General features: G+C 69.7%; 23 protein-coding genes. 4 read left to right on the top strand and 19 right to left on the bottom strand.

What is annotated here, in order from left to right; genetic code table 11:
• Positions 1 to 15 precede the first annotated feature (15 nt).
• The 11 genes from ehuA to E1181_RS04950 all read right to left on the bottom strand — a co-directional run bounded on the left by ehuA (position 16) and on the right by E1181_RS04950 (position 12,129).
• Positions 16 to 771 (bottom strand): ectoine/hydroxyectoine ABC transporter ATP-binding protein EhuA, encoded by a 756-nt coding sequence (gene ehuA, locus E1181_RS05000; protein WP_132672715.1) that lies wholly within the window; start codon positions 769 to 771, stop codon positions 16 to 18.
• 4 nt (positions 772 to 775) lie between these two features.
• On the bottom strand, positions 776 to 1,432 hold the full coding sequence (gene ehuD, locus E1181_RS04995) for an ectoine/hydroxyectoine ABC transporter permease subunit EhuD (RefSeq protein ID WP_132672690.1): 657 nt from the start codon (positions 1,430 to 1,432) through the stop codon (positions 776 to 778).
• Positions 1,429 to 2,130 (bottom strand): ectoine/hydroxyectoine ABC transporter permease subunit EhuC, encoded by a 702-nt coding sequence (ehuC, locus tag E1181_RS04990; RefSeq protein ID WP_132672689.1) that lies wholly within the window; start codon positions 2,128 to 2,130, stop codon positions 1,429 to 1,431. The genes ehuD and ehuC overlap by 4 nt, the downstream gene beginning before the upstream one ends.
• A gap of 7 nt (positions 2,131 to 2,137) precedes the next feature.
• Positions 2,138 to 3,022 (bottom strand): ectoine/hydroxyectoine ABC transporter substrate-binding protein EhuB, encoded by an 885-nt coding sequence (gene ehuB / locus E1181_RS04985; protein ID WP_132672688.1) that lies wholly within the window; start codon positions 3,020 to 3,022, stop codon positions 2,138 to 2,140.
• 246 nt (positions 3,023 to 3,268) lie between these two features.
• Complete coding sequence (locus E1181_RS04980) at positions 3,269 to 4,369, bottom strand: acetate/propionate family kinase (RefSeq protein ID WP_132672687.1); 1,101 nt, start codon at positions 4,367 to 4,369, stop codon at positions 3,269 to 3,271.
• Positions 4,354 to 6,729: a phosphoketolase family protein gene (locus tag E1181_RS04975; protein WP_132672714.1), complete on the bottom strand. Its 2,376-nt coding sequence runs from the start codon at positions 6,727 to 6,729 to the stop codon at positions 4,354 to 4,356. The genes E1181_RS04980 and E1181_RS04975 overlap by 16 nt, the downstream gene beginning before the upstream one ends.
• Before the next feature lie 278 nt (positions 6,730 to 7,007).
• A complete protein-coding gene (locus tag E1181_RS04970) occupies positions 7,008 to 8,069 on the bottom strand; it encodes a Gfo/Idh/MocA family protein (RefSeq protein ID WP_132672686.1) in 1,062 nt (353 codons plus the stop codon).
• Between the two features lie 42 nt (positions 8,070 to 8,111).
• Positions 8,112 to 8,810, bottom strand: a complete 699-nt coding sequence (locus E1181_RS04965; protein ID WP_132672685.1) for a response regulator — start codon at positions 8,808 to 8,810, stop codon at positions 8,112 to 8,114.
• 36 nt (positions 8,811 to 8,846) lie between these two features.
• Positions 8,847 to 10,085: a sensor histidine kinase gene (locus E1181_RS04960; protein WP_132672684.1), complete on the bottom strand. Its 1,239-nt coding sequence runs from the start codon at positions 10,083 to 10,085 to the stop codon at positions 8,847 to 8,849.
• A gap of 219 nt (positions 10,086 to 10,304) precedes the next feature.
• The gene (locus tag E1181_RS04955) at positions 10,305 to 10,934 is read right to left on the bottom strand and encodes an MBL fold metallo-hydrolase (protein WP_132672683.1); all 630 of its coding nucleotides are present in this window, start codon (positions 10,932 to 10,934) and stop codon (positions 10,305 to 10,307) included.
• Positions 10,935 to 11,046: 112 nt separating this feature from the next.
• On the bottom strand, positions 11,047 to 12,129 hold the full coding sequence (locus E1181_RS04950; protein ID WP_132672682.1) for an S-(hydroxymethyl)mycothiol dehydrogenase: 1,083 nt from the start codon (positions 12,127 to 12,129) through the stop codon (positions 11,047 to 11,049).
• Between the two features lie 175 nt (positions 12,130 to 12,304).
• On the opposite strand from E1181_RS04950, the gene E1181_RS04945 reads away from it, so the two are divergent.
• On the top strand, positions 12,305 to 13,105 hold the full coding sequence (locus E1181_RS04945; protein ID WP_132672681.1) for an SAM-dependent methyltransferase: 801 nt from the start codon (positions 12,305 to 12,307) through the stop codon (positions 13,103 to 13,105).
• A gap of 9 nt (positions 13,106 to 13,114) precedes the next feature.
• Here the strand turns inward: E1181_RS04945 and E1181_RS04940 are convergent, their stop codons facing one another.
• The 3 genes from E1181_RS04940 to E1181_RS04930 all read right to left on the bottom strand — a co-directional run bounded on the left by E1181_RS04940 (position 13,115) and on the right by E1181_RS04930 (position 16,722).
• Entirely contained in the window at positions 13,115 to 14,275 is a 1,161-nt protein-coding gene (locus E1181_RS04940; RefSeq protein WP_132672680.1) for an MFS transporter, read from the bottom strand.
• Between the two features lie 75 nt (positions 14,276 to 14,350).
• Positions 14,351 to 15,544, bottom strand: a complete 1,194-nt coding sequence (locus E1181_RS04935) for an acyl-CoA dehydrogenase family protein (protein ID WP_132672679.1) — start codon at positions 15,542 to 15,544, stop codon at positions 14,351 to 14,353.
• Positions 15,541 to 16,722 (bottom strand): CaiB/BaiF CoA transferase family protein, encoded by a 1,182-nt coding sequence (locus tag E1181_RS04930; RefSeq protein WP_132672678.1) that lies wholly within the window; start codon positions 16,720 to 16,722, stop codon positions 15,541 to 15,543. The genes E1181_RS04935 and E1181_RS04930 overlap by 4 nt, the downstream gene beginning before the upstream one ends.
• 135 nt (positions 16,723 to 16,857) lie before the next feature.
• Between E1181_RS04930 and E1181_RS04925 the strand changes: the two genes are divergently transcribed.
• Complete coding sequence (locus E1181_RS04925) at positions 16,858 to 17,520, top strand: GntR family transcriptional regulator (RefSeq protein WP_132672677.1); 663 nt, start codon at positions 16,858 to 16,860, stop codon at positions 17,518 to 17,520.
• Between the two features lie 176 nt (positions 17,521 to 17,696).
• Here E1181_RS04925 and E1181_RS04920 read toward each other — a convergent pair whose 3' ends face one another.
• On the bottom strand, positions 17,697 to 18,554 hold the full coding sequence (locus E1181_RS04920) for a 3-hydroxybutyryl-CoA dehydrogenase (RefSeq protein ID WP_132672676.1): 858 nt from the start codon (positions 18,552 to 18,554) through the stop codon (positions 17,697 to 17,699).
• 325 nt (positions 18,555 to 18,879) lie between these two features.
• On the opposite strand from E1181_RS04920, the gene E1181_RS04915 reads away from it, so the two are divergent.
• Positions 18,880 to 20,070: a low temperature requirement protein A gene (locus tag E1181_RS04915; RefSeq protein WP_235876254.1), complete on the top strand. Its 1,191-nt coding sequence runs from the start codon at positions 18,880 to 18,882 to the stop codon at positions 20,068 to 20,070.
• Here E1181_RS04915 and E1181_RS04910 read toward each other — a convergent pair.
• The 4 genes from E1181_RS04910 to E1181_RS04895 form a co-directional block, all read right to left on the bottom strand.
• Positions 20,054 to 20,914 (bottom strand): serine hydrolase, encoded by an 861-nt coding sequence (locus tag E1181_RS04910; protein ID WP_132672675.1) that lies wholly within the window; start codon positions 20,912 to 20,914, stop codon positions 20,054 to 20,056. The two genes, E1181_RS04915 and E1181_RS04910, sit on opposite strands and share 17 nt — an antisense overlap.
• 369 nt (positions 20,915 to 21,283) lie before the next feature.
• Positions 21,284 to 22,288, bottom strand: a complete 1,005-nt coding sequence (locus E1181_RS04905; protein WP_132672674.1) for a sugar ABC transporter substrate-binding protein — start codon at positions 22,286 to 22,288, stop codon at positions 21,284 to 21,286.
• Positions 22,289 to 22,319: 31 nt separating this feature from the next.
• Positions 22,320 to 23,330 carry an ABC transporter permease gene (locus E1181_RS04900; RefSeq protein WP_132672673.1) on the bottom strand — a complete coding sequence of 337 codons (1,011 nt, stop codon included), beginning with the start codon at positions 23,328 to 23,330 and terminating at the stop codon, positions 22,320 to 22,322.
• Complete coding sequence (locus tag E1181_RS04895; RefSeq protein WP_235876243.1) at positions 23,323 to 24,831, bottom strand: sugar ABC transporter ATP-binding protein; 1,509 nt, start codon at positions 24,829 to 24,831, stop codon at positions 23,323 to 23,325. The genes E1181_RS04900 and E1181_RS04895 overlap by 8 nt, the downstream gene beginning before the upstream one ends.
• A gap of 228 nt (positions 24,832 to 25,059) precedes the next feature.
• Here E1181_RS04895 and E1181_RS04890 point away from each other — a divergent pair, with 228 nt between their 5' ends.
• Positions 25,060 to 26,697 carry a serine/threonine-protein kinase gene (locus E1181_RS04890; protein WP_132672671.1) on the top strand — a complete coding sequence of 546 codons (1,638 nt, stop codon included), beginning with the start codon at positions 25,060 to 25,062 and terminating at the stop codon, positions 26,695 to 26,697.
• Positions 26,698 to 26,797 lie beyond the last annotated feature (100 nt).

Below are 26,797 nucleotides of genomic sequence, written 5' to 3'. Positions count from 1 at the left end.
ACGGGGGGTGGGGGGTTATTTGCGTTCGAGAACGGCTTTGAGGAAGCGTTGGGTTCGTTCGTGCTGGGGGTTCTGGAGGATCTGGGACGGGGGTCCGGACTCGATCACCGCGCCGGAGTCGAACATCAGGACGCGGTCGGAGATCTCCTCCGCGAAGCGCATCTCGTGGGTGACCAGCAGCATCGTCATGGCCGTGGTGTGCGCGAGGTCGCGGATGACCGCGAGGACCTCGCCGATGAGCTCCGGGTCCAGCGCGGAGGTGACCTCGTCGAACAGCATCACCTTGGGTCGCATCGCCAGGGCCCGGGCGATGGCGACGCGCTGCTGCTGACCGCCGGAGAGCTGCCCCGGCTTGTGCGACATGTGCTTCTCCAGCCCCACCAGCTGCAGCAGTTCGACCGCTCGCTGCCCGGCTTCGTCGCGGCTCATGCCCAGCACCTGAACCGGCGAGAGCGTCACGTTGTCCAGCACGGTCATGTGCGGGAACAGGTTGAAGTGCTGGAACACCATGCCGATCGTGCGCCGCACCTCGGCCTGCTTCTTCGCATCGAGCCGGGCGCCTTCGCGGCAGTCCCACAGCGGTTCCCCATCGACCTCGATCAACCCGGTGTCGGGGTTCTCCAGGGTCATGAGCAGCCGCAGGATGGTGGTCTTGCCGGAGCCGCTCGGTCCGATGATGGACACCTTCTCCCCCGGCGCCACCGTCAGGTCGAGTTCGCGCAGCACGTGGTTGTCCCCGAAGGACTTCCCCACGCCGGAGAAGGAGATCATCGCCTCATCTGGGGTGGGCAAGACGCAGCTCCAATCGTTTGATCAGCCTCGCGGCGGGCAGGCTGACCGCCAGGAACAGCAGGGCGGCGATGGTCATGGGTTCCAGGTAGCGGTAGCTGCTGGAGCCGATGGCCGTCGCGTGGCCGAGCAGTTCGAACACCGTGATGGCGTGCAGGATCGCGGAATCCTTGAACATCTGCACCAGGTAGTTGCCCAGCGCCGGGATGACGTCGCGGATCGCCTGCGGAAGCACCACGAACCGCCAGCGCTGCCAGTTCGACAGGCTCAGCGCGGTGCACGCCTCCCACTGTCCGACGGCGACGCTCTGGATTCCCGCGCGGTACACCTCGGCGGTGTAGGCGCTGTAGTTGAGGCCGATGACGACGATGCCGGTGATCATCGGCGAGAACTGCACCCCGATGCCGGGCAGCACGAAGAACGCGAAGTACGCCTGCACCAGCAGCGGCGTTCCCCGGACGAACAACACGTAGAAGGTGAACAGCTTGCTGATCATCGGCACCTGGGAGTAGCGCACCACGGCCACGAACAGCCCGACGACCAGCGCGATCGCCATGCCGACGAGCGTGATCTGCACGGTGATCCACAGCCCTTGCAGCAGGAAGGGCACGATCTGCGCGGCGAACGACCAGTCCCAGATCACGACGTCACCCGCCGATCCGGCAGGACGCGCTGCCAGAAGCTCTGCGCCCGCGCCGGCCGGGTCGGGTCGACGCGCCGCTCCAGCCACGACGAGCCGAGCGAGAGGACGTAGGCGACGACGAAGTAGAGCACCAGGATCGTGCCGAAGACCGCTGCCGTGGCGCCGGTGGTGTTGCGGACCATCTGGGCGGTGAAGGTCAGGTCGGCGACGGTCACCAGCGACACCAGGGAGGTGTTCTTGAGCAGGTCGACCATCACGTTGCCGAAGGGCGGGATCATCGCCGGAACCGCCTGCGGCAGGATGACGAACCGCATCCGCTGGTAGGGGCTCAGGCTCAGCGCGACGGCGCCTTCCCGCTGACCGCGCGGCAGGGCGGTGATCGCGCCGCGCACGATCTCCGCGCCGTAGGCGCCTTCGTTGAGGCCGAGCGCGAGGATCGCCGCGGCGAACGGGACCAGCTGGACCCCGAAGAACGGCAGCGCGAAGAACAGCCAGAACAGCTGGACCAGCATCGACGTCCCGCGGAAGACCTCGATGAACACCGACGCCGGCCAGCTCAGCCAGCGGCGGTGCGACATCCGGGCGATGCCGGCGGCGAAGGCGACCACCACCGCGAGCACCATGCCTGCGATGGTGAGCGCGATGGTGATCAGCAGACCTTCGCCGAGCAGCGGGAAGTAGGGCAGGATCTGCGACATTCGCGGCTCAGCCCGGTACGGCGCAGAGCTGTTCGCGGGTCACGGATCTCGCGGCGTCCCCGGAGAAGCCCCACTTGCCGAGGATCTGGTCGAACTCGGGCGTGGCCTTGAGCGCCTTGAGCTGCTCGTCGTAGGCGGCGACCAGGTCGCCGTCGGCCTGGCGGAAACCGGCGCCCGATCCGGTCTGCTGCACGTCGGTGATGGGACCGGTGATCTCGATGCCCTCGGTCTTGAGCGCGTTGAGCGACAGGGTCGGCAGGAAGAACGCGTCGGCGCGGCCCGCCTGCACGGCTTCGATCCCGCTGCGGCCGTCGGGGATGTTGACGACCTGCGAGGCCGGGACCCCGGCGGTTTTGAGCGCGCCGTCCTCGAAACCGCCCGGCAGGACGGCGATCTTCAGCGCGGGATCGGCTTTCACGGCCGCGATTCCGGTGAGCTTCTTCGGATTTCCCGCGGGCACCGCGAACGATTCGGTGGACACGATTTCCGGTTCGGAGTAGCGGATCTGACTGCACCGCGACTGCTTCATGAACAATCCGGCGGCGATGATGTCCCACCGGCTCGCGTTGAGCCCCGGAATCATCGACTCGTAGGGGGTGACGATGCCCTCGATGCGGGGCACGCCCATTCGCTTGAGCACCGCGGCGACCACGTCGGGCTCGGCTCCGGTGACGCTGCCGTCGGGGTTGATCTGGGTGTAGGGCGGTTCGTTGGCGATCGCGATTCGCGCGTATCCCTGCTGCTTGAGTCGGTCCAAGGTGGATCCGGTCGGTTGCCCGGAGCCGGGCTGGGTGAAGGTGCACCCGCCGAGGAAACCGGTGACGGGCACCGCGAGTGCCGCCGCTCCACCGGCGCGGAGCATCTGCCGTCGAGAAATTTCGGTCCTGCGCATCGGCCCAGACCTCCCTGATACATCGCCCATTCGAGTGATGCGGTTGGGCAGACCGTAAGTCGCCCCTTTGGCCCTGTCAACGCGAAAACGGGCCGTGACGTGTAACCGACCTGTTTCCACCAATCATGCGAGATTGCCGCATCGGAACGCATTTCCAGCGCAAACGCGGACACCCCGGACAACCATTCGAGAATCGGAGGAGATTCATTCGGATGAATTTAGACACGGACGGGTGAAGATCGAAATTCAGCCGTGCACCGCCACGGCGACGCGCGATTGCCGCGCGATCTCCAGGTCCTCCCGCGCCCGCACGACGACGCTGCGGGCGGTGGCGCCGGCCGCGCTGATCTCGCCCTCGGTCGCGTGGATGTTGTGCGCCGGATCGATGGCCGCCCCCGCGAAGACCAGCGCCGAGCCCACGGCCGCGCGCACCGGCGGCTGGTGCTCGCCGATCCCGCCGGTGAACACCAGCAGGTCCAACCCGCCGAGCACCGCCAGCATCGCCCCCGCGTGGCGCACCAAGCTGTGCCGGTAGACGTCGAAAGCCGTTGCGGCGTCGTGATCTCCGTTCTCCCGGGCGTCCAGCACATCGCGGAGGTCGCCGTTCCCGCCCGCCAGGCCCGCAATTCCGGACCTCCGCGCCAGGGTCTCGAAGACCTCCTTCGGCGCGAGACCGCGAGAATCGATGAGCCAGCCGATGAGCCCGGGATCGACGCTGCCGCTCCGGGTGTTCATCACCAGCCCCTCCTCCGGGGTGAAGCCCATCGTGGTGTCCACGCAACGGCCGTTGAGCACCGCCGCCATCGACGCCCCGGCCCCGAGGTGGCAGCTCAGCACCTTCCCGCGCCCGGGGTCCAGGCCTGCAAGCTCCGCCCCGCGCCGCACCGCGTAGGAGTGCGACAGACCGTGAAAACCGTAGCGGCGCAGGGAATACCGCTCGTTCCACTCGCGCGGCAGCGCGTAGATCGCAGCGGCGGTGGGCAGTCTCGCGTGGAAGGCGGTGTCCACGCACACCACCGACGGCACGCGAGGCGCGATCCGCCGCGCCACCCGGATCCCGTCGATCGCGCGCGGCTGGTGCAGCGGCGCGAGATCGGTGAGCGATTCCAGGTAGTCCTGCACCTCGTCGTCGACGATCGCGGCTTCGGTGATGTGGTCGCCGCCGTGCACCACCCGGTGCCCGATGATGTCGGCGCCGTGCTCGTCGAGGAACTCCTCGATCGGCTCCGGCTCGCCACCCCAGCGCTCCACGTGCCGGTCGTCGACCAGCTCGTCGCCGTCGAGCAGGGCGAGCTTGAGGCTGCTGGAGCCGGCGTTGACCGTCAGCACCCTCACCGGCCCGGCCAAGACCACTCCCGGATCTCAGGCATGTCCTCCCCGTGCGTGGACACGTAGTGCCGGTGCTCGATCAGCTTGGTCTTCAACGCTTCCCGCGCGTAGGCGGCGCGCGGGCCGAGCCGGGGAACCCGGTCGATGACGTCGATGGCCAGGTTGAACCGGTCGATCTGGTTGAGCACGCACATGTCGAACGGCGTGGTCGTGGTGCCCTCCTCCTTGTAGCCGCGCACGTGGAGGTTCTCGTGGTTGCTCCGGCGGTAGGTCAGCCGGTGGATCAGCCACGGGTAGCCGTGGAAGTTGAAGATCACCGGGCGGTCCCGGGTGAACAGGCTGTCGAACTCGGCGTCGGACAGCCCGTGCGGGTGTTCCCGCTCGCCCTGCAATCGCATCAGGTCCACCACGTTGACCACTCGGATCCGCAGGTCCGGGAACTCGCGCAGCAGCAGATCCACCGCAGCCAGGGTCTCCATCGTGGGCACGTCGCCCGCGCAGCCCATCACCACGTCGGGATCGCCGTCGTCGTCGCTGGAGGCCCAGTCCCAGATGCCGATCCCCTTGGTGCAGTGCACCACCGCCGACTCCATGTCCAGGTACTGCGGCGAGGGCTGCTTCCCCGCCACGACGACGTTGATGTAGTCGCGGCTGCGCAGGCAGTGGTCCACCACCGACAGCAGGGTGTTGGCGTCCGGCGGCAGGTAGACCCGCACCACCTCGGCCTTCTTGTTCACCACGTGGTCGATGAAACCCGGGTCCTGGTGGGAGAAGCCGTTGTGGTCCTGCCGCCACACGTGGGAGGTCAGCAGGTAGTTCAGCGAGGCGATCGGCTGCCGCCAGGCCAGCTGCCCGGCGACCTTGAGCCACTTGGCGTGCTGGTTGACCATCGAGTCCACGATGTGCGCGAAGGCCTCGTAGCAGGAGAAGAAACCGTGCCTGCCGGTGAGCAGGTAGCCCTCCAGCCAGCCCTGGCAGGTGTGCTCGGAGAGCACCTCCATCACCCTGCCGTCGCGCGCCAGCGAGTCGTCGCCGGGCAGCGTCTCGGCGCTCCAGGTGCGCGCGGTGGCCGCCAGGATCGCGGCCAGCCGGTTGGAGTTGTTCTCGTCCGGGGAGAAGACCCGGAAGTTCCGCTCGTTCTCGTTCAGCCGCATCACGTCCCGCAGGAACCGGCCCAGGACGCGGGTCGCCTCACCGGAGCTCGCACCCGGCTGCTCCACCTCGATCCCGTAGTCCCGGAACTCCGGCAGTCGCAGGGCGCGCAGCAGGTGCCCGCCGTTGGCGTGCGGGCTGGCGCTCATCCGGCGATCACCGGTCGGGTTGTGCTCGCGGATCTTGCGCACCGGAGCGCCCGAGGACTCGAACAGCTCCCCCGGCTCGTAGCTGCGCAACCACGACTCCAGCTGCCACAGGTGCTCCGGGTTGCCCCGCGGATCGGAGATCGGCACCTGGTGCGCGCGCCAGGTGCCGGCCACGTACTTGCCGTCCACGGTGTCGGGCCCGGTCCAGCCCTTCGGGGTGCGCAGCACGATCATCGGCCACCGGGGCCGCTGCTGGACGCCCTCCCGCCGCGACCGGCGCTGGATCGCGGCGATCTCGTCGAGGCAGCGGTCCAGCGTCGCGGCGAACAGGTGGTGCATCGGTGCCGGTTCGTCCCCGGCGACGAGGTAGGGCTCGTAGCCGAAACCGCGCAGCATGCCGAGCAGTTCGTCGTCGGGGATGCGCGCGAGGACCGCCGGGCTGGCGATCTTGTAGCCGTTGAGGTGCAGGATCGGCAGCACCGCGCCGTCAGTGGCCGGGTTGAGGAACTTGTTGGAGTGCCAGCTGGTCGCCAGCGGACCCGTCTCGGCCTCGCCGTCGCCGATGACGCAGGGGACGATCAGGTCGGGGTTGTCGAACACGGCCCCGAACGCGTGCGAGAGCGCGTAGCCGAGCTCGCCGCCCTCGTGGATCGACCCGGGCGTCTCGGGCGCCACGTGGCTGGGGATGCCGCCGGGGAACGAGAACTGGGTGACCAGCCGCTTCAGGCCGTCGTTGTCCTGGGCGACGTCCGGGTAGATCTCGCTGTAGGTGCCTTCCAGCCAGGCCGCCGACACCAGGCCCGGACCGCCGTGGCCTGGGCCGATCACGTACATCATGGCGAGATCGCGCATCCGGATGACCCGGTTGAGGTGCGCGTAGATGAAGTTCAGACCGGGTGTGGTCCCCCAGTGCCCGAGCAGCCGGGGCTTGATGTGCTCGGGGCGCAGCGGTTCGCGCAGCAGCGGGTTGTCCATCAGGTAGATCTGGCCCGCCGACAGGAAGTTGGCCGCGCGCCACCACAGCTGCACCCCGTCGAGCTCTTGCGGCTCCAGGTGCTCGCTCACCGCCGGGGTCATCGTCCACCCCGCCTCGGACACCTGCGCATCACTGCTCATCCCCGCCCCCCGAACGTCGAACCACCCACACAGCCTGCTGGCCCACAGCGCAGGCGCAACTCGGAGTAATGGGCCCGGGGTCGTCAGACCCGCGGAGCGGACGAGCAGGAGCGCGGGTGGACGTCGGGCGCGCGGGTGCACGGGGCGGTTCTGGTCGGAGCTGACCGGGCAATGCGGACGTGATCACGGGTCGGTGCGGACCAACGACCGCCCGGTGGCACGGCTGTCGGGGGTGCGCCTCAGAGGAGGCGTTCGACCGTCTGGTTCTCCGAGGAGCGCTGGGCCGCCGCGATGATGTCCAGGGCCGTGACCGCGTCGGCCGGATCCACCGGCGCCGGGCCGTGGACCGTCAGGGCTTCGACGACCTCGTCGTAGAACGCCTGGTAGGCGCCGGGCTCGCTCGGAACCTTCCGCGCGGTCTCGCCGTCGCCGAGCTCGCCCCAGATGTCCTCGGGCTCGCGGCCCCAGGTGTCGTCCACGGGCCGCTTGCCGGCGCGGAGGTCGGCTTCCTGAGGGTCGGTGCCGTGCTTGGTGAACGTGCCCTGGTCGCCGAGCAGGCGCAGGCGCGGGCCGGACACCGCCGCGAGCTTGCTCATCCACAGGTGCGAGCGGACGCCGTTGGCGTGGGTCAGCGAGACGAACGAGTCGTCGTCGGCGCGCACGCCAGGCCTGCGGCGGTCGATCTCGGCGTAGACCGAGGCGACCGGCCCGAACAGCTGCAACGACTGGTCGATGAGGTGACTGCCCAGGTCGTAGAGCAGTCCCGCGACGTCCTCGGCGCCACCGGAATCGCGCCAGGTGGGCTTGGGCTGCGGCGCCCAGCGGTCGAATCGGGACTCGAAGCGGTGCACCCGCCCCAGCTCGCCGCCGGCTAGCACCTTGCGCACGGTGCGGATGTCGCTGTCCCAGCGGCGGTTCTGGAACACCGTCAGCAGCAGTCCCCGCTCGCGGGCGTGCTCGATGAGCTCGCGCCCCTCCTGCGCGGTCGGCGTGAAGGGCTTGTCCACCACCACCGGGACACCGGCGTCCAGCGCGGCCTTGGCGAGCTCGACGTGCGTGCGGTTGGGCGTGGTGATGACCACCAGGTCGGGCTCGCGGGCGAACAGCGCGTCCATGCCGGACACCGGCTCGGCACCCGGGTGGTCGGCGCGCACCTGCGCCTGCCGCTCCGCGTTCGAGGTGACGACCGCGTCGAGCCGCAGCCGCGGGTTGGCGGCGATCAGCGGCGCGTGGAAGATCGCTCCACCCGAGCCGTAGCCGACGAGTCCGACCTTGAGTTCGTGCTGTTCCGAGCCGTGCATGGCCCCATTAGACACGTCGCGCCGCACGGGTTCGCCACGGCGTCAGGCCGAGACCTGGCGCGCTGGGCGGGCGTTGTCCTGCCCCGGGCAGACCAGGCCGGTCTCGTAGGCGAGGATCACCAGCTGCGTCCGCGAGGAGATCTGCAGCTTCTGCATCACGTGGTAGAGGTGCGATTTCACGGTCAGCTCGGCCAGACCCAGGTTGCGGGCGATCTCGGCGTTGGAGCCGCCGCGCGCGACCTCCAGCAGCACGTCCACCTCGCGCTCGGTGAGCACGGACAGCTCGCTGCGGGCGTCGCGCACGCCCAGCGCCGCGAAGCGCTGGAGCAGCCGCTTGGTCACCCGGGGCGCCAACAGCGCCTCGCCCGCCGCGACCGTGTGCACGGCCTTGACCAGCTCCTCCGGACTGGCGTCCTTGAGCAGGAAGCCGCTGGCCCCGGCGCGCAGCGCGCCGTAGACGTACTCGTCGAGGTCGTGCACCGTCAGCATGATCACCGATGTGGTGCCGTCGGTCTCCGCGAGGATCTCCTGCGCTGCGGCGATGCCGTCCTTGCCGGGCATCCGCACGTCCAGCAGCACCACGTCCGGGCGTCTCCGCCGCACCGCGGCCACCGCCGAGTCACCGTCGGAAGCCTCGGCCAGGACGCGCAGTCCCGGTTCGTTGGACAGCAGCGCGACCAGCCCCGCGCGGATCATCGCTTGGTCATCGGCAACCAGGACGGTCGTCTCCGCAGTTCCCACCGAGCCTCCTAGGTCCTGGCGGCCTGACATTTCGGCTCAGGCCAGGTCCGAATTTTCCGGGCACGGTAACACGGCCTCAAGGCGAAAACCGTTCATGACTGGATGTGCTGTCAAAGTTCCACCCAGCAGCGCAACGCGTTCCCGCAGGCCGATCAATCCGTGACCCGACTGTTGGTGCGCAGGCCGCTGCTTCTGGTCGTCCAGCGCGCTGAGCTCGTTGGTGACCTCGATGCGCACCGTGGTGGGCGCGTACTCCACCAGCACCCGCGCGCGGCCGGCTCCGGCGTGCTTGAGCACGTTGGTCATCGCCTCCTGGGCGATGCGGTACGCGGTCATCTCCACGGCCTGCCCGAGCTCGCGGACCGGGCCGCGCCGGTCCAGCTTCCAGGTCACCTGCCCGCCGCGGACCGAGTCCACCAGGGCGTCCAGGCCGTCCAGGGTGGGCGTGGGCTGCCAGTCGACGGTTTCCTTGCCGGTCACGTCCCGCTCGCGCAGCGCCGTGAGCATGTCCCGCATCTCCCCCAGCGCTCCCCGCGAACTGCTCTCCAGCTCCTGGAGCGTCTGCCGGGCGTGGTCGGGATCGCGATCGATCACCGCCCGCGCCACGCCCGCGCGCAGCGCCACCACCGAGAGGTTGTGCGAGACGATGTCGTGGAACTCCCGCGCTATCCGGGCGCGTTCGATCGAGGCTGCGTCGGCGGCCAGCTGATCGCGCGCCTCGTCCAGCAGCGCCAGCGTGCGTTCGAGCTGATCAGCGCGCCTGCGGCCGATCTGCACGGCGTAGGCCAGGCCGACGACGATCACCAGGTTCACCACGGCCCCGATGACCCGCAGCGCGCCCATCAGCGGGCCCATCTCGTAGGCGATCGCGTCGGCGACCGGGTAGAACATCGCCAGCCCCGCGGCGGCCACCATCATCGACGGCGTGCTGCGCACGCACACCGAGTACAGCGCGACCTGGATGACCAGGTTCAGCGCACCGATGCTCAGCTGGAAGGCGCTCAGCCCGGACGCAGTCGCGACCAGCACGAACAGCACCGTCCACGGAGCCCGTCGGCGCAGCGGCAGCAGCAGACCGGCCGGGCCGCCGATGGCCATCGGCACCCACCACGGCATCCACGGCGGGTGGTCGGCCAGCGCGGCGTCGAAGACGTACAGCACCGACGCGGCGAGCACGAACGCGACGTCACCGAGCGTCACGCGATGGGTCAGAGCCCACTGCCAGAACCCCGACTTCGAACGGGACAACGACAGCCTGCCGACGACCTGATCCATCGCACCTGCCTGTCTGCAACGGGGCTCACGGAGCCGAGCGCGGCCCCGTCGGCAACACGCGCCGCGAACACCGGAGTCGGGGGTTCCGGCATCCGCGGCACGCCGCTCCCGTCGCACCGGCACGCCGAACGACGGGCCCAAGATCTTGCCCGCCGTTCGGCTCCACCTCATCCGTCGAAAGTGGGAGTGTAGAACGCTCCGTGTCGAACCGACGACTGATCAGTGGCCGCGAGCCACCCATTCGTCGAATTGCGGACGAACCTCGCCGATCGTCGTCGACTCTCCGTGTCCAGGGTGGACCTTGGTCTCCGGCGGCAGCGGCAGCAACCGATCCCGGATCGAACCGGTGATCACGCCGAAGTCCGAGTAGGAACGCCCGGTCGCACCCGGACCACCGGCGAACAGCGTGTCGCCGGTGAACACCACGCCCTCGTTCGGCGCGTAGAAGCACACCGCGCCCGGCGCGTGGCCCGGCGTGTGCAGCACGTGCAGCTCACCGCCGCCGATCTCGATCACCTCGCCGTCGGCCAGCTGCCGGTCGGGCTCGCGGTCGGGGTGGGTCATGTTCCACAGCACCAGGTCGTCCGGGTGCAGGTGGATGGGAGCGCCGACCGCGTCGGCCAGTTCCGGTGCCCGGCGCACGTGGTCGTCGTGAGCGTGCGTGCACAGCACGGCGCGCACCTTCCGGTCACCGATCAGCTTCTGGATCGCGGGCACGTCGTGCGGCGCGTCCAGCACCACGCACTCGGAGTCATCGCCGATGACCCAGGCGTTGTTGTCCACTTCGAACGTCTGGCCGTCCAGCGAGAAGGTTCCGGACGTGACCGCGTGGTCCATTCGCAAAGTCATCTTCACCACCAGGATTCGGGGTTCGGGGGTTTGGGGAGGTGTTCCTGGACGTGCGCGAGCGGCATCGGCGTTTTCAGGTTTCGCCGCGCGAGGGGAGTCCAGCATCGGGCTCTCAGAAAGTCACCACGGAGCGGAGGACCTCTCCGCGGTGCATCTTGTCGAACGCCTCCTCGACGTCGCCGAGGGCGATCTCCTCGGTCACGAACTTCTCCAGCGGCAACCTGCCCTGCTGGTACAGCTCGATGAGCATCGGGAAGTCGCGTTCCGGCAGGCAGTCGCCGTACCAGGACGACTTGATCGCACCGCCGCGGCCGAAGACGTCCAGCAGCGGCAGGTCCAGCGTCATCTCGGGCGTGGGAACGCCCACCAGGACCACGGTTCCGGCCAGGTCGCGGGCGTAGAACGCCTGCTTGAAGGTCTCGACCCTGCCGACCGCGTCGATCACCACGTCCGCGCCGAAACCACCGGTGAGCTCCCGGATCGCTTCGACGCTGTCCTGCTCGGCGGCGTTGACCGTGTGCGTGGCGCCGAAGCCCTCGGCCCAGCTCAGCTTCTTGGGGTCGGTGTCCACCGCGATGATGCGCCGGGCACCGGCCATCGCCGCTCCGGCAACGGCGCCGTCGCCGACACCGCCGCAACCGATGACGGCCACGCTGTCGCCCGGCCCGGCCTGGCCGGTGTTGACCGCCGCGCCGATGCCCGCCATCACGCCGCATCCCAGCAGCCCGGCCACCGCGGCCCGCGCCGAGGGATCGACCTTCGTGCACTGACCGGCGTGGACCAGCGTCTTCTCCGCGAAAGCCCCGATCCCCAGCGCCGGGGACAACGGCGTTCCGTCGGTCAGGGTCATCGGCTGGGAGGCGTTGTGGGTGTCGAAGCAGTACTGCGGACGACCGCGCTTGCAGGCCCGGCAGACCCCGCACACCGCCCGCCAGTTGAGCACCACGAAGTCACCGGGCTCGACGTCGGTGACGCCCTCCCCGACCTGCTCCACGACACCGGCGGCCTCGTGGCCGAGCAGGAACGGGTAGTCGTCGCTGATGCCGCCCTCGCGGTAGTGCAGGTCGGTGTGGCAGACCCCGCACGCCTGGACGCGAACGACCGCCTCGCCCGGTCCCGGGTCCGGGACCTTGATCGTCACCACTTCGACCGGCTTGCCCTTGCCGGCCGAAACCACCGCCTGCACGTCGGACACGACTACCTCCTGGAACCGCGTTGTCGGATTTCGCTGCGAGTTGGCGCAGCCACATCGTCATATGCACGACCGGCCATCACAAGGGCTCGCCGCGCCGCGTCCCCGATCGATGTTGAACACGAAGGGTTACCCGCCGACTACTGTACGATTTCGGTGGAGAGGGGAGAAAACGAGCATGGTCGACACGCGCAAGGCGGCTGTCCGGGAAATGGACATCGGACGTCCCGCCGCCGCCAGGATGTACGACGCGTTCCTCGGAGGTTGTCACAACTTCGGAGTCGAACGCGCCATGGTGGAGCGCATCGGCACAGCCCTGCCCGGTATCACCGGCACCTACCAGGAGAACCGCGCGTTCCTGCGCCGAGCGGTGGAATACCTGCTCGCGCACGGTGTCCGGCAGTTCCTCGACCTCGGCTCGGGCATCCCCACCATCGGCCACGTGCACGAGGTGGCACGCCGGCGCACCCGCCACTTCCGGGTCGTCTACGTGGACAACGAGCCGCTGACGGTCGCGCACAGCAAGCCGCTGCTCGCCGCCGAGATCAACGCCGCCATCACCCTCGCCGATATGCGCGATCCCCAGTCCGTTCTGGAGTCCGCCGAGGTCAGGGCGCTGCTGAACCTGGACGAGCCGGTCGGGCTGCTGATGTCCTCGGTGCTGCACTTCATCCCGGACTCCGATGACCCGGACGACCTGGTGGCCGAGTACCGGGCCGGACTCGCCCCCGGAAGCCACCTGCTGATCTCGCACGTCACCGGCAGTCACGACCCGGCCTCAGCACGCACGCTCACCGAGCACTACGCGGAAACCTCGGACCCGCTCTTCTCGCGCGACACCGACCGCATCGAGTCCTTCTTCGGCGACTTCACGCCCGTTCCTCCCGGCGCCACCTACCTGAGCGACTGGCGTCCGGATCCGGGCACGCGGACCCCTGCTCCGTACCGCCTGATGTTCGGCGGCCTCGCGCGGAAGTGACAGGCCTGGTCAGCGCCGGACGAACATCAGCAGGATCGCGGCGGTGATGGCGCAGGCCCCAGCGGCGATCCAAGCGCCGGTGAGGCCCGCGTGCTCGGCGATGAGTCCGAACAGGAGCGGACCGAGGCTGCCCCCGAAGTAGATTCCGGTCTGGGTGAAGGAGGTCGCGCTGGCCACCCGGTCCGGGGCGATCTTGGCGACGGCGAAGTTCAGCAGACCCGGCCACGCCCAGCCCGCGCCGAAACCGATGGCCACGCCGATGAGGAACACCGTCGGCGAATCCACCGCCATCAGGCCGAAACCCAGCGAACCGATCAGCAGCATCACCGTGATGACGCGGATCAGGTTGGGGTTCTTCCGGTCGGCGGTCACACCGGCGGCCAGCCGGATCGTCAACCCCACGGCCGAGCCCAGCGACAGCACCAGCCCGGCGGCCCACGGACTGAAGCCCACCTCGACGGCGGTGGTGGTGACGAAGGCTCCCAGCGCGTTGGCCGCTGCCGAACCCAAGCCGCCGGCGATCGCGATCAGCAGCAGCGCCGTGAACTTCCCGTCGGCGCCGGCGGAACCCGGGCGGGTGGTCTGGGACCGCTCAGCCTGCGGCAGCTTGGGCACCGCCACGGCCGCGACCAGTCCGATCACGCCACCGATCAGGAACACCCAGCGCCAGCCGACGGTGAGCGCGATGGCGGGCACCGCCACTCCCGCCAGGAGCGTGGCGGCCGGGATCGACGACTGCTTCACGCCGAAGCCCATGCCCCGGTGGTGCGCCGGAACTCCTTGTGCGATCAGCAGGTTCGAGGCCGGTTGCGCCAGCGAGTTGGGCAGCCCGGCCAGCCACAGCAGTCCCATCAGCCAGACCGCGTTCGGCGCGGCGGACAGCCCGAACAGGCACAGCGAGCTGCCGAGAACGCCGATGCGCATGCCGAGCCGGGCGCCGATGCGCTCGACCACCCAGCCCATGCCGCGCGAGGACACCGACGCCACGCCGAAGAACCCGGCCGCGCCCACGCCCAGCAGCGCCGCGCCGAAGCGCAGGTCCTGCTGCAACTGCACGCCCAGCCCGCCGACCAGGAACACCGGGAACACCCCGACGGTCACCACCGCGGCCACCGACGAGAGCACTCGCGGTATTCCGACGCTGCGTTGTTCGACCGCCACGGCTGACATCAAGGCCCCTTCGTCCCAGGTCCTGCCAGCCTCCGGCGCCGAACGATCCTTAGCAAGGCTAAGGTGACGAACCAGTCATCCCCGGAAGGCCGGGATCCCGGTCAGCGCCTGGCCGATGGTCAGCGCGTGCATCTCGCTGGTGCCCTCGTAGGTCAGCACCGACTCCAGGTTCGTCATGTGCCGGATCACCGGGTACTCCAGCGAGATCCCGTTGGCGCCCAGGATGGTCCGCGCGGTGCGGGCGACCTCCAGGGCACCCCGGACGTTGTCCAGCTTGCCGAAGCTGACCTGCTGCGGGCTCAACTGCCCGGCGTCCTTGCGCTTGCCCAGGTGCAGTGCCAGCAGCCTGCCGTTCTGCACCCGCACGGCCATGTCGGCCAGCTTGGACTGGGTGAGCTGGAAACCGGCGATCGGGCGTCCGAACTGCTCCCTGCTCGTGGAGTAGTCCAGCGCGGCTTCCAGGCAGCTGCGCCCGGCGCCCACCGAACCCCACACGATGCCGAAGCGGGCCTCGTTGAGGCAGGACAGCGGCCCGCGCAGGCCGGTGACCTCGGGCAGCACCGCATCGGCCGGCAGCCGGACGTCGTCGAGCACCAGCTCGGCGGTCACCGACGCGCGCAGCGAGAGCTTGTGCTTGATCTCCGGAGCCGAGAACCCCGGCGTGTCGGTGGGCACGACGAAGCCGCGCACGCCCTCGTCGGTCTGCGCCCACACGACCGCCACCGAGGCGATGCTGCCGTTGGTGATCCACATCTTGCGGCCGTTGAGCACCCAGTCGGAGCCGTCGCGGCGAGCGGCGGTGCGCATCGACGACGGGTCCGAACCGTGGTCGGGCTCGGTCAGGCCGAAGCACCCGATCGCCTCGCCGGCGGCCATCAGCGGCAGCCAGCGCTGCTTGTGCTCCTCCGAGCCCCAGCGCCAGATCGCGTACATCGCCAGCGATCCCTGCACCGACACCAGCGAGCGCAACCCGGAATCGCAGGCTTCCAGCTCCTCGCAGGCGATTCCGTAGTCCACAGCGGACAGACCGGCGCAGCCGTAGCCCTCCAGGTGCATGCCCAGCACGCCGAGCTTGCCCAGCTCCCTGGCCAGTTCGCGGGCCTGCGGGAACTCGCCGTTCTCGTACCACTCGGCGACGTGCGGCTGCACGTGGTCGCGGCACAGGGCGCGCACGCTGTCGCGGATCGCCAGCTGTTCCGGGGTGAATTCGGCGTCGATGCCCAGCGGGTCGTGCGGGTCGAACTTCGGGCGGTTTCCACCGGCGCTCATGGCGTGTCCCTCCTGGACGAGATCGGGGGAAGCTGTTGTTCGGGGTCCTCCAGCCACGCGAGGACCTCCTTGTCGTGCTCGCCGAGCAGCGGCGGCGCGGTCACCTCGGCGCTGCCGTGCCCGGAGAAGTCGATGGGCATCCGCACCTGCATCGCGGCGCCCCCGCCCGGGTCGACCATCGGGCGCAACCCCAGCGACTCGGCGTAGTGCACGGCACCGGACAGGTCGTTGACCTGCCCGCACGCGATGCCCACGCCCTGCAGCCGCTGCTGCCAGTCGGCGGCCGTGCGCGCGCCGAGCACGTTCTCCAGCCTGCTCACCATCTCCTCGCGGTGGGCGACCCGCTGGGCGTTGGTGGCGAACTTCGGGTCGTCGGCCATGGACACCAGCCCCAGCGCCTCGCTGAGCTTGCGGAACTGCGCGTCGTTGCCGACCGCCACCGCCAGGAAGGCGTCCTCGCAGCGCAGCGTCTCGTAGGGGGCGATGCTCGGGTGCTGGTTGCCCATCCGCTGCGGCGCGATGCCGGTGGTCAGCAGGCTCGACATCTGGTTGGCCAGCGAGCCCAGCAGGCTGGACATCAGGTTGACCTCGACGTGCTGCCCCCGGCCGGTCATCTCCCGGTGGCGCAGCGCGGCCATGATGCCCAGCGCCGCGTCCTTGCCGGTGAGCACGTCGACCACGGCGACGCCGACCTTCACCGGTGGCCGCTCGGGCTCACCGGTGATGCTCATCAGGCCGCCCAGGGCCTGCACCACGAAGTCGTACCCGGGCAGCTCGGCGCCCTCCTGGGAGCCGAACCCGGAGATCGAGGTGTAGATCAGCCGCGGGTTGAGCTCGTGCGCGGACTCGAAGTCCAAACCGTGCTGCGCCAGCGAACCGACCTTGAAGTTCTCGACCAGCACGTCGGCCCGCCGGACCAGCTCGCGCGCGGCGGCCCGGTCCTCGTCCTGGGACAGGTCGAGGCGCACGCTGCGCTTGCCGCGGTTGACGGATTCGAAGTAGGAGGAGCTGTTCTCGGTCCAGGGCGGCCCCCAGGAACGCGTGTCGTCCCCCGTGCCGGGGCGCTCCACCTTGATCACGGTGGCCCCGAGGTCGGCGAGCAGCATCGTGGCGTACGGACCGGCCAGCACCCGACTGAAGTCCGCGACGACGACGCCGTCCAACGGCAGCGCTTCCATGACCCCACCCTTCCGACGGCGCGCGCAGCGACGTTCTTGCGCGTCCGGAAATTTGGATCCAATATACAGTTGATCGATGCGCGGTCAAGCCGTTCCGAGCGCCCGCGTGTCCGCACCCGACGCTGGAGAACTTCGATGCGCAGACCGCCGACCACTCAGGCCTTCGTCCTCGATGAGCTGCGCAGATCCATCGTCTCGGGAGAGCTCTCGCCGGGCCAGCCGATCCGCCAGGACACGATCGCGGCCGGCCTGGGCGTCAGCCGCGTGCCGCTGCGGGAGGCGTTGAAAACGCTCGAAGCCGAAGGGCAGGTCGTCTACCAGCCGCACCGGGGCTACTCGGTGGCGGAGCTGTCGCTGGCAGATCTGCTGGAGGTCTACCGGATGCGGGAGCTGCTGGAGTCCGAGGCGGCGCGGGTGGCCGCCGAACGGCTCACCGACGCCGATCTGACGCGCATCACCGATGCGGGCCAGGACGTGGAGAAGGCGGCCGAGGACGGCGATCTGGTGGCGATGATCGCGGCCAACCGCCGCTTCCACTTCGCGCTGCTGGAACCGTCGGGGATGCCGCGACTGCTGCGCGTGGTGCGCACGCTCTGGGACGCCACCGACGCCTACCGCGCCGTCTACTACAACTCCGGCACCAACCGGGCCCGCGTCCGCCGCGAGCACGAGGCCATCATCTCCGCGGCGGAAAACGGCCGCGCCGAGGAGCTCATCCACCTGCTCGCCGAGCACCGCGACCACGCGGTCGACGCCCTGCGCAGCACCATCGGGGAAGAAGATCATTCGCGGCGGTAGCCGCTGTTCCAAGTGTGGGAGTCAACCTGCACCGCCGCGGGTTCTGACACGTCTTCTGGGTGAGTACGCCGCGACGCCGTGTATTGGCATACATAAGTCGTGGCGCACGGAAGCCAGAAGACGTGTCAGGTTCCGCTACCCGCACCGCTGAGCAGGGAGACCACTGATCACTTCTATTAGTAGTCGTAGAAGCCCGCGCCCGTCTTCTTGCCCTTGATGCCCGCGTCGACCATGCGCTTGAGCAGCGGCGGAGCGGCGTAGGTGGGCTCTGCGTACTCCTGGTACATCGAGTCGGCGATGGCCTTGAGGGTGTCCAGGCCGACCATGTCCGACAGCCGCAGCGGACCCATCGGGTGGGCGCAGCCCTGCACCATGCCGTTGTCGATGTCCTCGGCGCTGGCGTGCCCGGCCTCGAACATGCGGATCGCCGAGAGCAGGTAGGGCACCAGCAGCGCGTTGACGATGAACCCGGAGCGGTCCTCGGCGCGGATGGTCTCCTTGCCCAGCTGCTCGGTGGCGAAACCGCGGGCGCGCTTGACGGTCTCCTCGCTGGTGAGCAGCGACGGAACCAGCTCGACCAGGTTGAGCACCGGAACCGGGTTGAAGAAGTGCACGCCGATGACCTTGTCGGGACGCTTGGTGGCGCCGGCGAGCTTGGCGATCGGGATGGACGAGGTGTTGGAGGCCAGGATCGCCTCCGGGTCGGTGAGCAGCTCGTCGAGCTCCTCGAACAGCGCGAGCTTGAGGCCCTCGTCCTCGGCGATCGCCTCGATCACCATGTCGCGGTCGTCGAGGTCGGCGAGGGTGGTGGTGAAGTGCAGGCGCTCCTGGGTCGCGTCGCGCTCGGCCTCGGTCAGCTTGCCCTTCTGGACCGCGCGGTTGAGCGACTTCCACAGCCGAGAGCGAGCCGCCCGGGCCGCGTCGTCGTCGATCTCGCGAACGATCACGTCCAGACCCGCGCGGGCGCCGACCTCGGCGATGCCCCCGCCCATCTGCCCGCCACCGACGACTCCCAGGCGTTCGATCTTGGTCACCACACAGTTCCTTCCGCTCCCGGCCGCACTGCCGCTACGCGACGTTATCCGGCTCGGATCATGCCAAAAACCACCGAACGGGACCGATCAACAGTGCGCGAAGGCACACCCGGGTGCGCAGAGAGCCGGGTCCGCGTGCGAACCCGGCTCCCGGTCGTCCCCCGACTGTCCGACCCTGACCCCCTGTGCGGTGTCGAGGTTACCCCACTGTGCGTGTCCGGGCGCATGCGCTCCGGACATGCACAGTGGACGATCATTTCGGTCGCACAACGCCACGATCAGCGCTAACGGGTATCCATGCGGCGGACTGCAATAATCCGCCACCATGAGCAAGCAGATGCCGCCGCTGCGTCGTCGGATGGTTTCGCGCGATCCCGAGGAGGGGCACCGCGCGGCGACACCGCTCGAGCTGCTGTTCGACCTGTGCTTCGTGGCCGCCGTCGGCCAAGCCGCGGTGCAGCTGCACCACGGGCTCAGCGAAGGGCACTTCGCACCCACCTCGATCGGCTACATGATGGTCTTCTTCGCCATCTGGTGGGCGTGGATGAACTTCACCTGGTTCGCCTCGGCCTACGACACCGACGACGTGCCCTACCGGCTGCTGACGCTGCTGCAGATGGGCGGCGTGCTGGTGCTGGCCGCAGGGGTGCCCGCGACGTTCCACGACTACGACTTCCTGGTCGTCACCATCGGCTACGTCGTGATGCGGGTGGCGATGATCGCGCAGTGGTTGCGCGCCGCCGCCGAGCATCCCGAGGGACGCTCCTGCGCGCTGCGCTACGCCGGTGGCATCGCGGTGGTGCAGGTCGGCTGGTTGCTGCGCCTGCTGCTGCCGCACCCCTACGCCGAGGTCGGCTTCCTGCTGCTGGTCGTGGCGGAGCTGGCGGTGCCCGCCTTCGCCGAGCGCAACGCGCCGACGGCGTGGCACCCCCACCACATCGCCGAGCGCTACGGCCTGTTCACGATCATCGTGCTCGGCGAGGTCGTGCTGGCGGTGACCGCCGCGATGCAGGAGAACGTCGCCGACGGCGGCTGGTCGGCCGGACTGCTGGAGATCGGCGTCGGCGGCCTGCTGATGATCTTCGCGATGTGGTGGATCTACTTCAAGCACTCCCACGTCCAGCGCATCCGCGAGAACCTCCGCGGTTCCTTGACCTGGGGGTACAGCCACATCTTCGTGTTCGCCTCGGTCGCGGCGGTCGGCGCCGGCCTGGAGGTGGCCATCGACGCCGACGCGCACAAGGCGCACATCAGCGAGGTCTCGGCCGCGCTGACCGTGGCCGTGCCGCTGGTGGTGTACCTGCTGCTGACCGGTCTGCTGCACAGCAGGTTCGCCGACGCGGGCGGGCGTTCGGCGCTGATCTCGGCGGTCGGTTCGGTGCTGCTGCTGGGCACCGCGCTGCTGGCGCACACCCTCGGCGTCTCCTCGGCGGTGCTGCTGCTCGGCGTGCTGATGGCGCTGCTGCTGACCGTCGGGCTGGCCACGCAGCGGGAGCCGGTCAGCGAAGCCGGGTGACCGCGGTCCGGGAGGCTTCGGTGAGGTCCTCGATGGCCTTGCCGTAGCCGACCGAGCTGGGCTGGGCGCTGAGCAGGGCGACGACGTAGCGGCGTTCGGAGTCGACGACGCCCGCGCTGTGCACCCAGACCGTGCCCTTCTGGCAGCACATCCAGCCGGACTTCACCGCCTGCGCGTCCACCGCCATCAGCCCGAACTCCTGGTTGACCCCGTCCGCCGCGCGGCTCGGGGCCGCGTGCAGCGCGTCGAGGACGAAGTCGCGGTCCGCGGCCGGCATCTGGGCGAGCAGGTACTGGTAGACGGCGGCGATGTCGCGAGCCGAGGTGACGGTGTCGCCCCAGCGGCCCGGCTCCTCCGGAGGCCGGGTCTGCTGGAGCTTCATCCGGTCCGCCGCGGCCGTGATCAGCGAGGACCCGCCGTAGCGGTCCCACAGGGCGTTCATGGCCTCGTCGTCGCTGGGTCCGAGGGCCCGCCGCAGGGCGAACCGGTCCTGCGGGGTGACCCGGTGGCGTTCGAGCAGTTCGACGGCCACGATGACCTTCGACAGCGATGCGGAGTACATCGGTTGCTGCGCCAGCCTGCCGTGGGCGACTTCGCCGGTCGCGCGGTCCAGGACCGCGACTCCCAGGGGGTTTCGCCGAGCGTCCGCCTGCTGGTCGACCGAGGCGGTGGCGGCGGCAGGAGCTCCGGTGGGCTTCGCGCGGGTCTCCGAGGCGCTCTGCTGGTCCGGGAAGGTGGCCACGGCCGACGGCGCGCAGCCGACGAGCAGGACCGACAGCGCGGCAGCGGCCACCCCGACCGCGCCGTGGCGCGGCAGCGGAGAAGCCGACTTCCTGCCTAACACGCAACCCCCCGGTCGTGACGTCCGGTGTTGTGAACCCGATTCACAACACCGTCCAGGTCACGACAGCACAGGAGGGGCGAATCCGCAGGTGGAAGCCTTGCGTCCCGCTTCCGGGTGCCGGTGCGGCGCTAAACCACCCGATGGGTACCGCACCGGCGACCGGACGTCACTCGCGCAGCGCCAGTTCGACGAGCAGGACACCCACACGGTGGTCGATGTCGTCGCGAATCTCGCGCACCGCGTCCACTCCCCGACCGGCCGGATTCGCGAATTCCCAGGTAGCGCTTGCCCGGGAACACCGCACACGGCCGCGCTCGCGGCGGTGAACGACTCCGGGCTTCTCAGGAGCCGCCCACCGCCGCGATCACGTCACTGGGGCGGGTTCTCGCAGGAGGGGTTGAGGATCTTCTGGATCTCGGGCGAGTCCAGGTTCTCCTTGGTGATGAGGGTGGCGCCGGTGTCGGTGCTCGGGGTCTGCTCGCCCGTGCCCCGGATCTTGGCGACCGCGGTGTTGACCGCCGCGTAGCCCATCTTGAACGGGTTCTGGGCGATCAGACCGGTGATCACGCCGTCCCGCAGCGACTGGATCTGCCCCTCCGAGGTGTCCCAGCCGATGATCTTGACCTGCCCGGTCTTGCCGGACTGGCGGACCGCCTCGGCCGCGCCCAGCACGCTCGGCTCGTTGGCCGCGTAGATGCCGTTGAGGTCCGGGTTGGCCGTCAGGATGTCCTGGGTGACCTGCAACGCCTTGTTGTAGTCGCTGTCGCTGGACTGCTGCGCCACCAGCTGCAACCCGGGGTTCTTGGCCAGTCCGTTCTTGAAGCCCTGCCCGCGGGTCTCGTTGGTGCTGGTTCCGGCCTGGAACTCGATGAAGGCGACCTTGCCCTTCCCGCCCAGCTGGCGCGCCAGCTCGTCGGTGCCCTGCTCGGCCGCGGCGACGTTGTTGGTGGCGAACACCGGCACGTCCGGCGGCTGCGGGGTGGTGCCGGAGTCCATGTTGACCACCGTGGTGCCCTGGCCCTGCGCGGTCTTGGTGACGTCCGACAGCGCCTTGGCGTCGGTGGCCGCGTAGACCAGGCCCTTGACGTCGCCCTGGGCGAGCATGTCCTGCAGCAGGCTCTGCTGACCGCTGACGTCGCTCTCCGCGCTCACGCCGTCCCACTGCAGCTCGACGTCCTTCTGCTTGGACCCGGCGCACTCGGCGCCGACGCGGACCTTCTCCCAGAAGTCGAAACCGATCGCCTTGGGCACCACCGCGATCTTGATCGGGCCGCCGGACTCCTGCCCGCCGCCGGTCTGCTCGCGCACGCCGACGCTGCAACCGGTGGCCGCCAGCGTCAGCATCACGCACGTTGCGGTCAGAACCTTCTTCATCGCCGAGCTCCCTTGCTCTTCGCGAAAGTGGCTATCCGACGTCGCCGCCGAGCTTGCGGCGCTGGTAGTAGTCCCACCAGACGGCCAGCCAGATGATCACGCCGATCAGCACGTTTTGGTAGAAGGTGCCGATGTTGAGCTGCACCGCGCCGTTGCGGATGACCGCGACCAGGAAGGCCCCGATCAGCGAACCGAGCACGGTGCCGCGGCCGCCGAAGAGGCTGGCGCCGCCGATGACGACCGCCGCGATCACGTCCAGCTCCAGGCCCTCGCCGAAGTTCGGCTGGCCGGAGTTGATCCGCGACGCCGCGATCATGCCGCCGAGCCCCGCCAGCGCACCGGAGAGCACGTACACCGAGGTGATGTAGCGCTTGACCGGGACGCCGGACAGCCGCGCGGCCTCCATGTTGGAACCCATCACGTACGCGTAGCGGCCGAGCCGAGTGCGGGTGAGCACCACGTACCCGAGCAAGGCCACCACGATGATGAGCAGCACCGGGATCGGCAGGATCCCGATGACGCCCTGCCCGAGCAGCCGGAACGAGTCCGGCGCGCCGAACACCGCGACCGCACCGGTGGCGATCAGCACCAAACCACGTCCCACGCTGAGCATGCCCAGCGTGGCGATGAACGGCGGCAGTCCCACCACCGACACCAGCAGGCCGTTGACCAACCCCGCCAGCGCACCCACGACGAGCCCGCCGACGACGCCCAGCAGCGGGTTGAACCCGTACTCGGCCATCAGCAGCACACCGATCACACCGGAGAGCGCGGCCACCGAGCCCACCGACAGGTCGATCCCGCCGGTGATGATCACCAGCGTCACGCCCACCGCCATCACCGCGTTCACCGAGGTCTGCGACCCGAGGTTGAACAGGTTGTCGGCGGTGAGGAAGGACGGCGCGACGATCGACAGCAGGATGAACACGACGATCAGCGCGCCGGCCGCCGCGACCTGGGAGACCGCGCCGGAGAGCCGGTCGCTCAGCCCGCCCAGCAGGCCGCGGTCCCCATTGGACGGTGCCTTGGTCTGCTCAGTCATGGTTGCCCTTCGCTCCGGTCGCGAGTGCGACGACGCGTTCTTCGGAGAACTCGGTCCGCTGGACCTCGCCGGTGATCCGGCCACCGCGCATCACCAGGATCCGGTCGCACATGTTCAGCAGCTCCGGCAGGTAGCTGGAGATCAGCACGACCGCTTTTCCCCGCTCCGCGAGGGAATCCAGCTGCTGGAACATCTCCGACTTGGCACCGACGTCCATGCCCCGGCCCGGCTCGTCGAAGAACAGCACGTCGGCGCCGGTCTCCAACCAGCGCGCCAGCACCACCTTCTGCTGGTTGCCGCCGGAGAGCGTCTGCGCGTGCCGGCCCACGCGCGGGACGCGGATGCGCAGCGAATCGCGCTGGCGCTCGGCGATGCGCCGTTCGCCCTGCAGGTCGATGAGCCCGTAGCGCAGCATCGGCAGCTTGGCCATCGTGATGTTCTTGTCCACGCCCAGCTGCATCGCCAGGCCGTCGGTCTTGCGGCTCTCGGTGAGGTAGCCGATCCCGGCGGCGATGGCGTCGGCCGGGCCGCGGATGCGCAGCTTGCGACCGTCCATTGTGATCGTTCCGCGTTCGGGCGGTTCGGCGCCGAAGACCGCGCGGGCCAGCTCCGTGCGCCCGGCGCCGACCAGACCGGCCAACCCGACGATCTCCCCCGCGCGGACCTCGAAGGACACGTCGCGGACCTGCTCGCCCCGGGTGAGCCCGTCGACCTTCAACCGCACCTCGCCGGGCGGCTGGTGGGTGCGCGGGTAGAGGTTGGAGACGTCGCGGCCCACCATCAGCTGCACCAGCCGCGCCTCGTCCAGCCCGTCGACCGGGCCGGTGTCCACAACGGCCCCGTCGCGCATCACGGTGACCCGGTCGCCGATCTCGAAGATCTCGTCCAGCCGGTGCGAGATGTAGAGGACCGCGATGCCCTGGGCGGTGAGCTCGCGGACGATGCCGAACAGCTCCTCGGCCTCGCGCTCGGTCAGGCTCGCGGTCGGCTCGTCGAGGATGAGCACTTTCGCCTGCACCGCCAGGGCTTTGGCGAGCTCGACCCGCTGCTGCTCCGCTGTGGACAGCAGCGACACGCGACGACCGGGGTCGACGTCCAGGCCGACGCGGGCGAGCAGTTCGCGCGCGGCCCGGCGCTCGGCGTTGCGGGAGATCCAGCCGCCCCGGCCGGGTTCGTGCCCGATGAAGAGGTTCTCAGCGACCGACAGGTCCGGGGCGAGGGCGAACTCCTGGTGCACCATGGACACGCCGAGCCGCCGCGCCGAACCGGGCCCCTGGTAAGTGACCCGCGCTCCGTCCAGTTCGATGTGACCGCTGCTGGGCTGCTCGATCTGAGCGATCATCTTCATCAGCGTCGACTTGCCCGCACCGTTCTCACCTGCGAAGACGTGCACTTCGCCCGGTGCGATCTCCAGAGTGACGCGGTCGACGGCCACCACCCCGGGGAACCGCTTGCCGACGCCGCGCAGCGCCACTGCCGGGCGTTGTCCGCTGGCTGTCACGGCGTGCCTCCCTCGATCCGCTGCGAGCGTGCTCCAGGTCACGGTGCGCCGGATCATACCCACAGCGCGGCTCATCGTGAAAGAGCTGGAACGAAGCCAAGTAACCGATTACCGGACCGGCTCGGCGGTGCGAATTCGAGCGACCGCCGGACGAGGAAGCGGAGGTTACGTAAGCTTTCTGTCGGGACAACGCACGCGACGACCGATGATCTAGGGGGCGAGGACGCCGTGCAGCCGTTGCTGACCAGTGATCCGACCAGGGTCGGCGACTACCGGCTGCTGGCACGTCTGGGCCGCGGCGCGATGGGCGGGGTCTACCTCGGCCGGTCGCGCGGTGGCCGCGTGGTCGCCGTCAAGGTCATCCGCGCCGACCTCGCCGAGGACCCGGAGTTCCGCGAACGTTTCCGGCGCGAGGCCGACGCGGCCCACGCGGTCGGCGGGTTCTGGACCGCCGCCGTCGTCAACGCCGACCCGGACGCCGAACAGCCCTGGCTGGCCACCGAGTACGTGCCCGGACCGACGCTGCACCAGGCCGTCGCCGATCACGGCCCGCTGCCCGAGGCCACCGTGCGCAGCCTGGGCGCCGGGCTGGCCGAGGCGCTGGTGGCCATCCACAAGGCCGAGCTGGTGCACCGCGATCTCAAACCGGCCAACGTCCTGCTGGGCCCGGACGGCCCGCGCGTCATCGACTTCGGGATCTCCCGGGCGATGACCGGCCACTCGCTGACCGCGACCGGCATCTTCCTGGGCACCCCCGGGTTCTTCTCGCCCGAGCAGACGCTCGGCAGCGAAGTGGGTCCGCCCAGCGACGTGTTCTCCCTCGGCGCGGTGCTCGTGTTCGCCGCCGTCGGCTCCGGACCGTTCGGCGAGGAGAGCACCGCCTCCCTGCTGTACAAGGTCGCGCACGCAGAGCCGGACCTGGAGAAGGTGCCGGAAGGCCTGCGGCCGCTGCTCGCCGAGTGCCTGCACAAGGACCCGGCGGCCCGCCCGACCCCGGCGCAGATGCTGGACCGGATCGGCGAGACCAGCCCGCAGGGCAGCAGCTGGCTGCCGCCGACGATCACCGCGGTGATCGCGCAGCACTCGACCGAGCTGCAGCGCACGGTCCAGGTCCCGGACACTCCCCCGCCGCAGCCGGTTCCCGCGGCCCCGCACGCAGCGCCCAGGCCGGTCACCCAGGCCTACACCCAGGCGCCCCCGGTCGCCGCGCCCGCGCAACCGGCGGCCGCGCCCGCACCGCAGATGCGCGACAAGATCGTCCCGTCCCCGCCGCAGAAGCGCCAGACGCAGGCGCAGCAGCAGCGCGCACCCCGCGTGCGACGGGACGGGCCGGGCCCGGAGTTCCGCACCCGGGGACGGGCGTCCGCGGCGATGTGGACCGCGGTCTTCGCCCTGCTGCTGGTCGCGGCGTTCTACCTCTCCGACCACATGGACATCCCGTTCACCCACGGGTCCGTGTCCATGAACCCGGACCGGCTGGCGGTCTTCCGGATCGGTGCGCTGCTGCTGCTGTTCGGCGCGGTCTGGTCGTGCGGCCGGATGCTGGCGCCGAGCCTTCGGTTGAAGGTCAACTCCGACGGCGTCGTGGTCCACCGGATGGGCCTCACCCGTGAGATCCCGTGGCAGCAGGTGTCCCGGGTCGGCGTGGTCGGCAAGGGCAAGTCGACGTCCCTGGCGGTGTGGTTGGCCGACGGTTCGGCACCGCGCTCGTCGGCGTGGCACCGGGTCCGGCGCTACCACGGCGGCGCGCGGATCTACCCGGTCGGCGCGACCGGCGGCTTCATCTCCCGGCGGCAGGAGGCCCGGCGGTTGCGCGGGGCCCTGGAGCAGTACGCCCGCGGGCGCTACGACTCACGCATGCTCTGAAGCCGAGATCCCACAACGAAGCTTCGCATTCACTCGAATCTACGCAACGAAGCGACGCAACAAGCAAGGCTTGACGACTGAAATCCACTGGACCGTCGAC

This window comes from Saccharopolyspora terrae (assembly GCF_004348435.1).
Classification (GTDB): domain Bacteria; phylum Actinomycetota; class Actinomycetes; order Mycobacteriales; family Pseudonocardiaceae; genus Saccharopolyspora; species Saccharopolyspora endophytica.
Note: the sequence above shows the minus strand (reverse complement) of the source record. Positions and strands in the feature narration are given on the sequence as shown.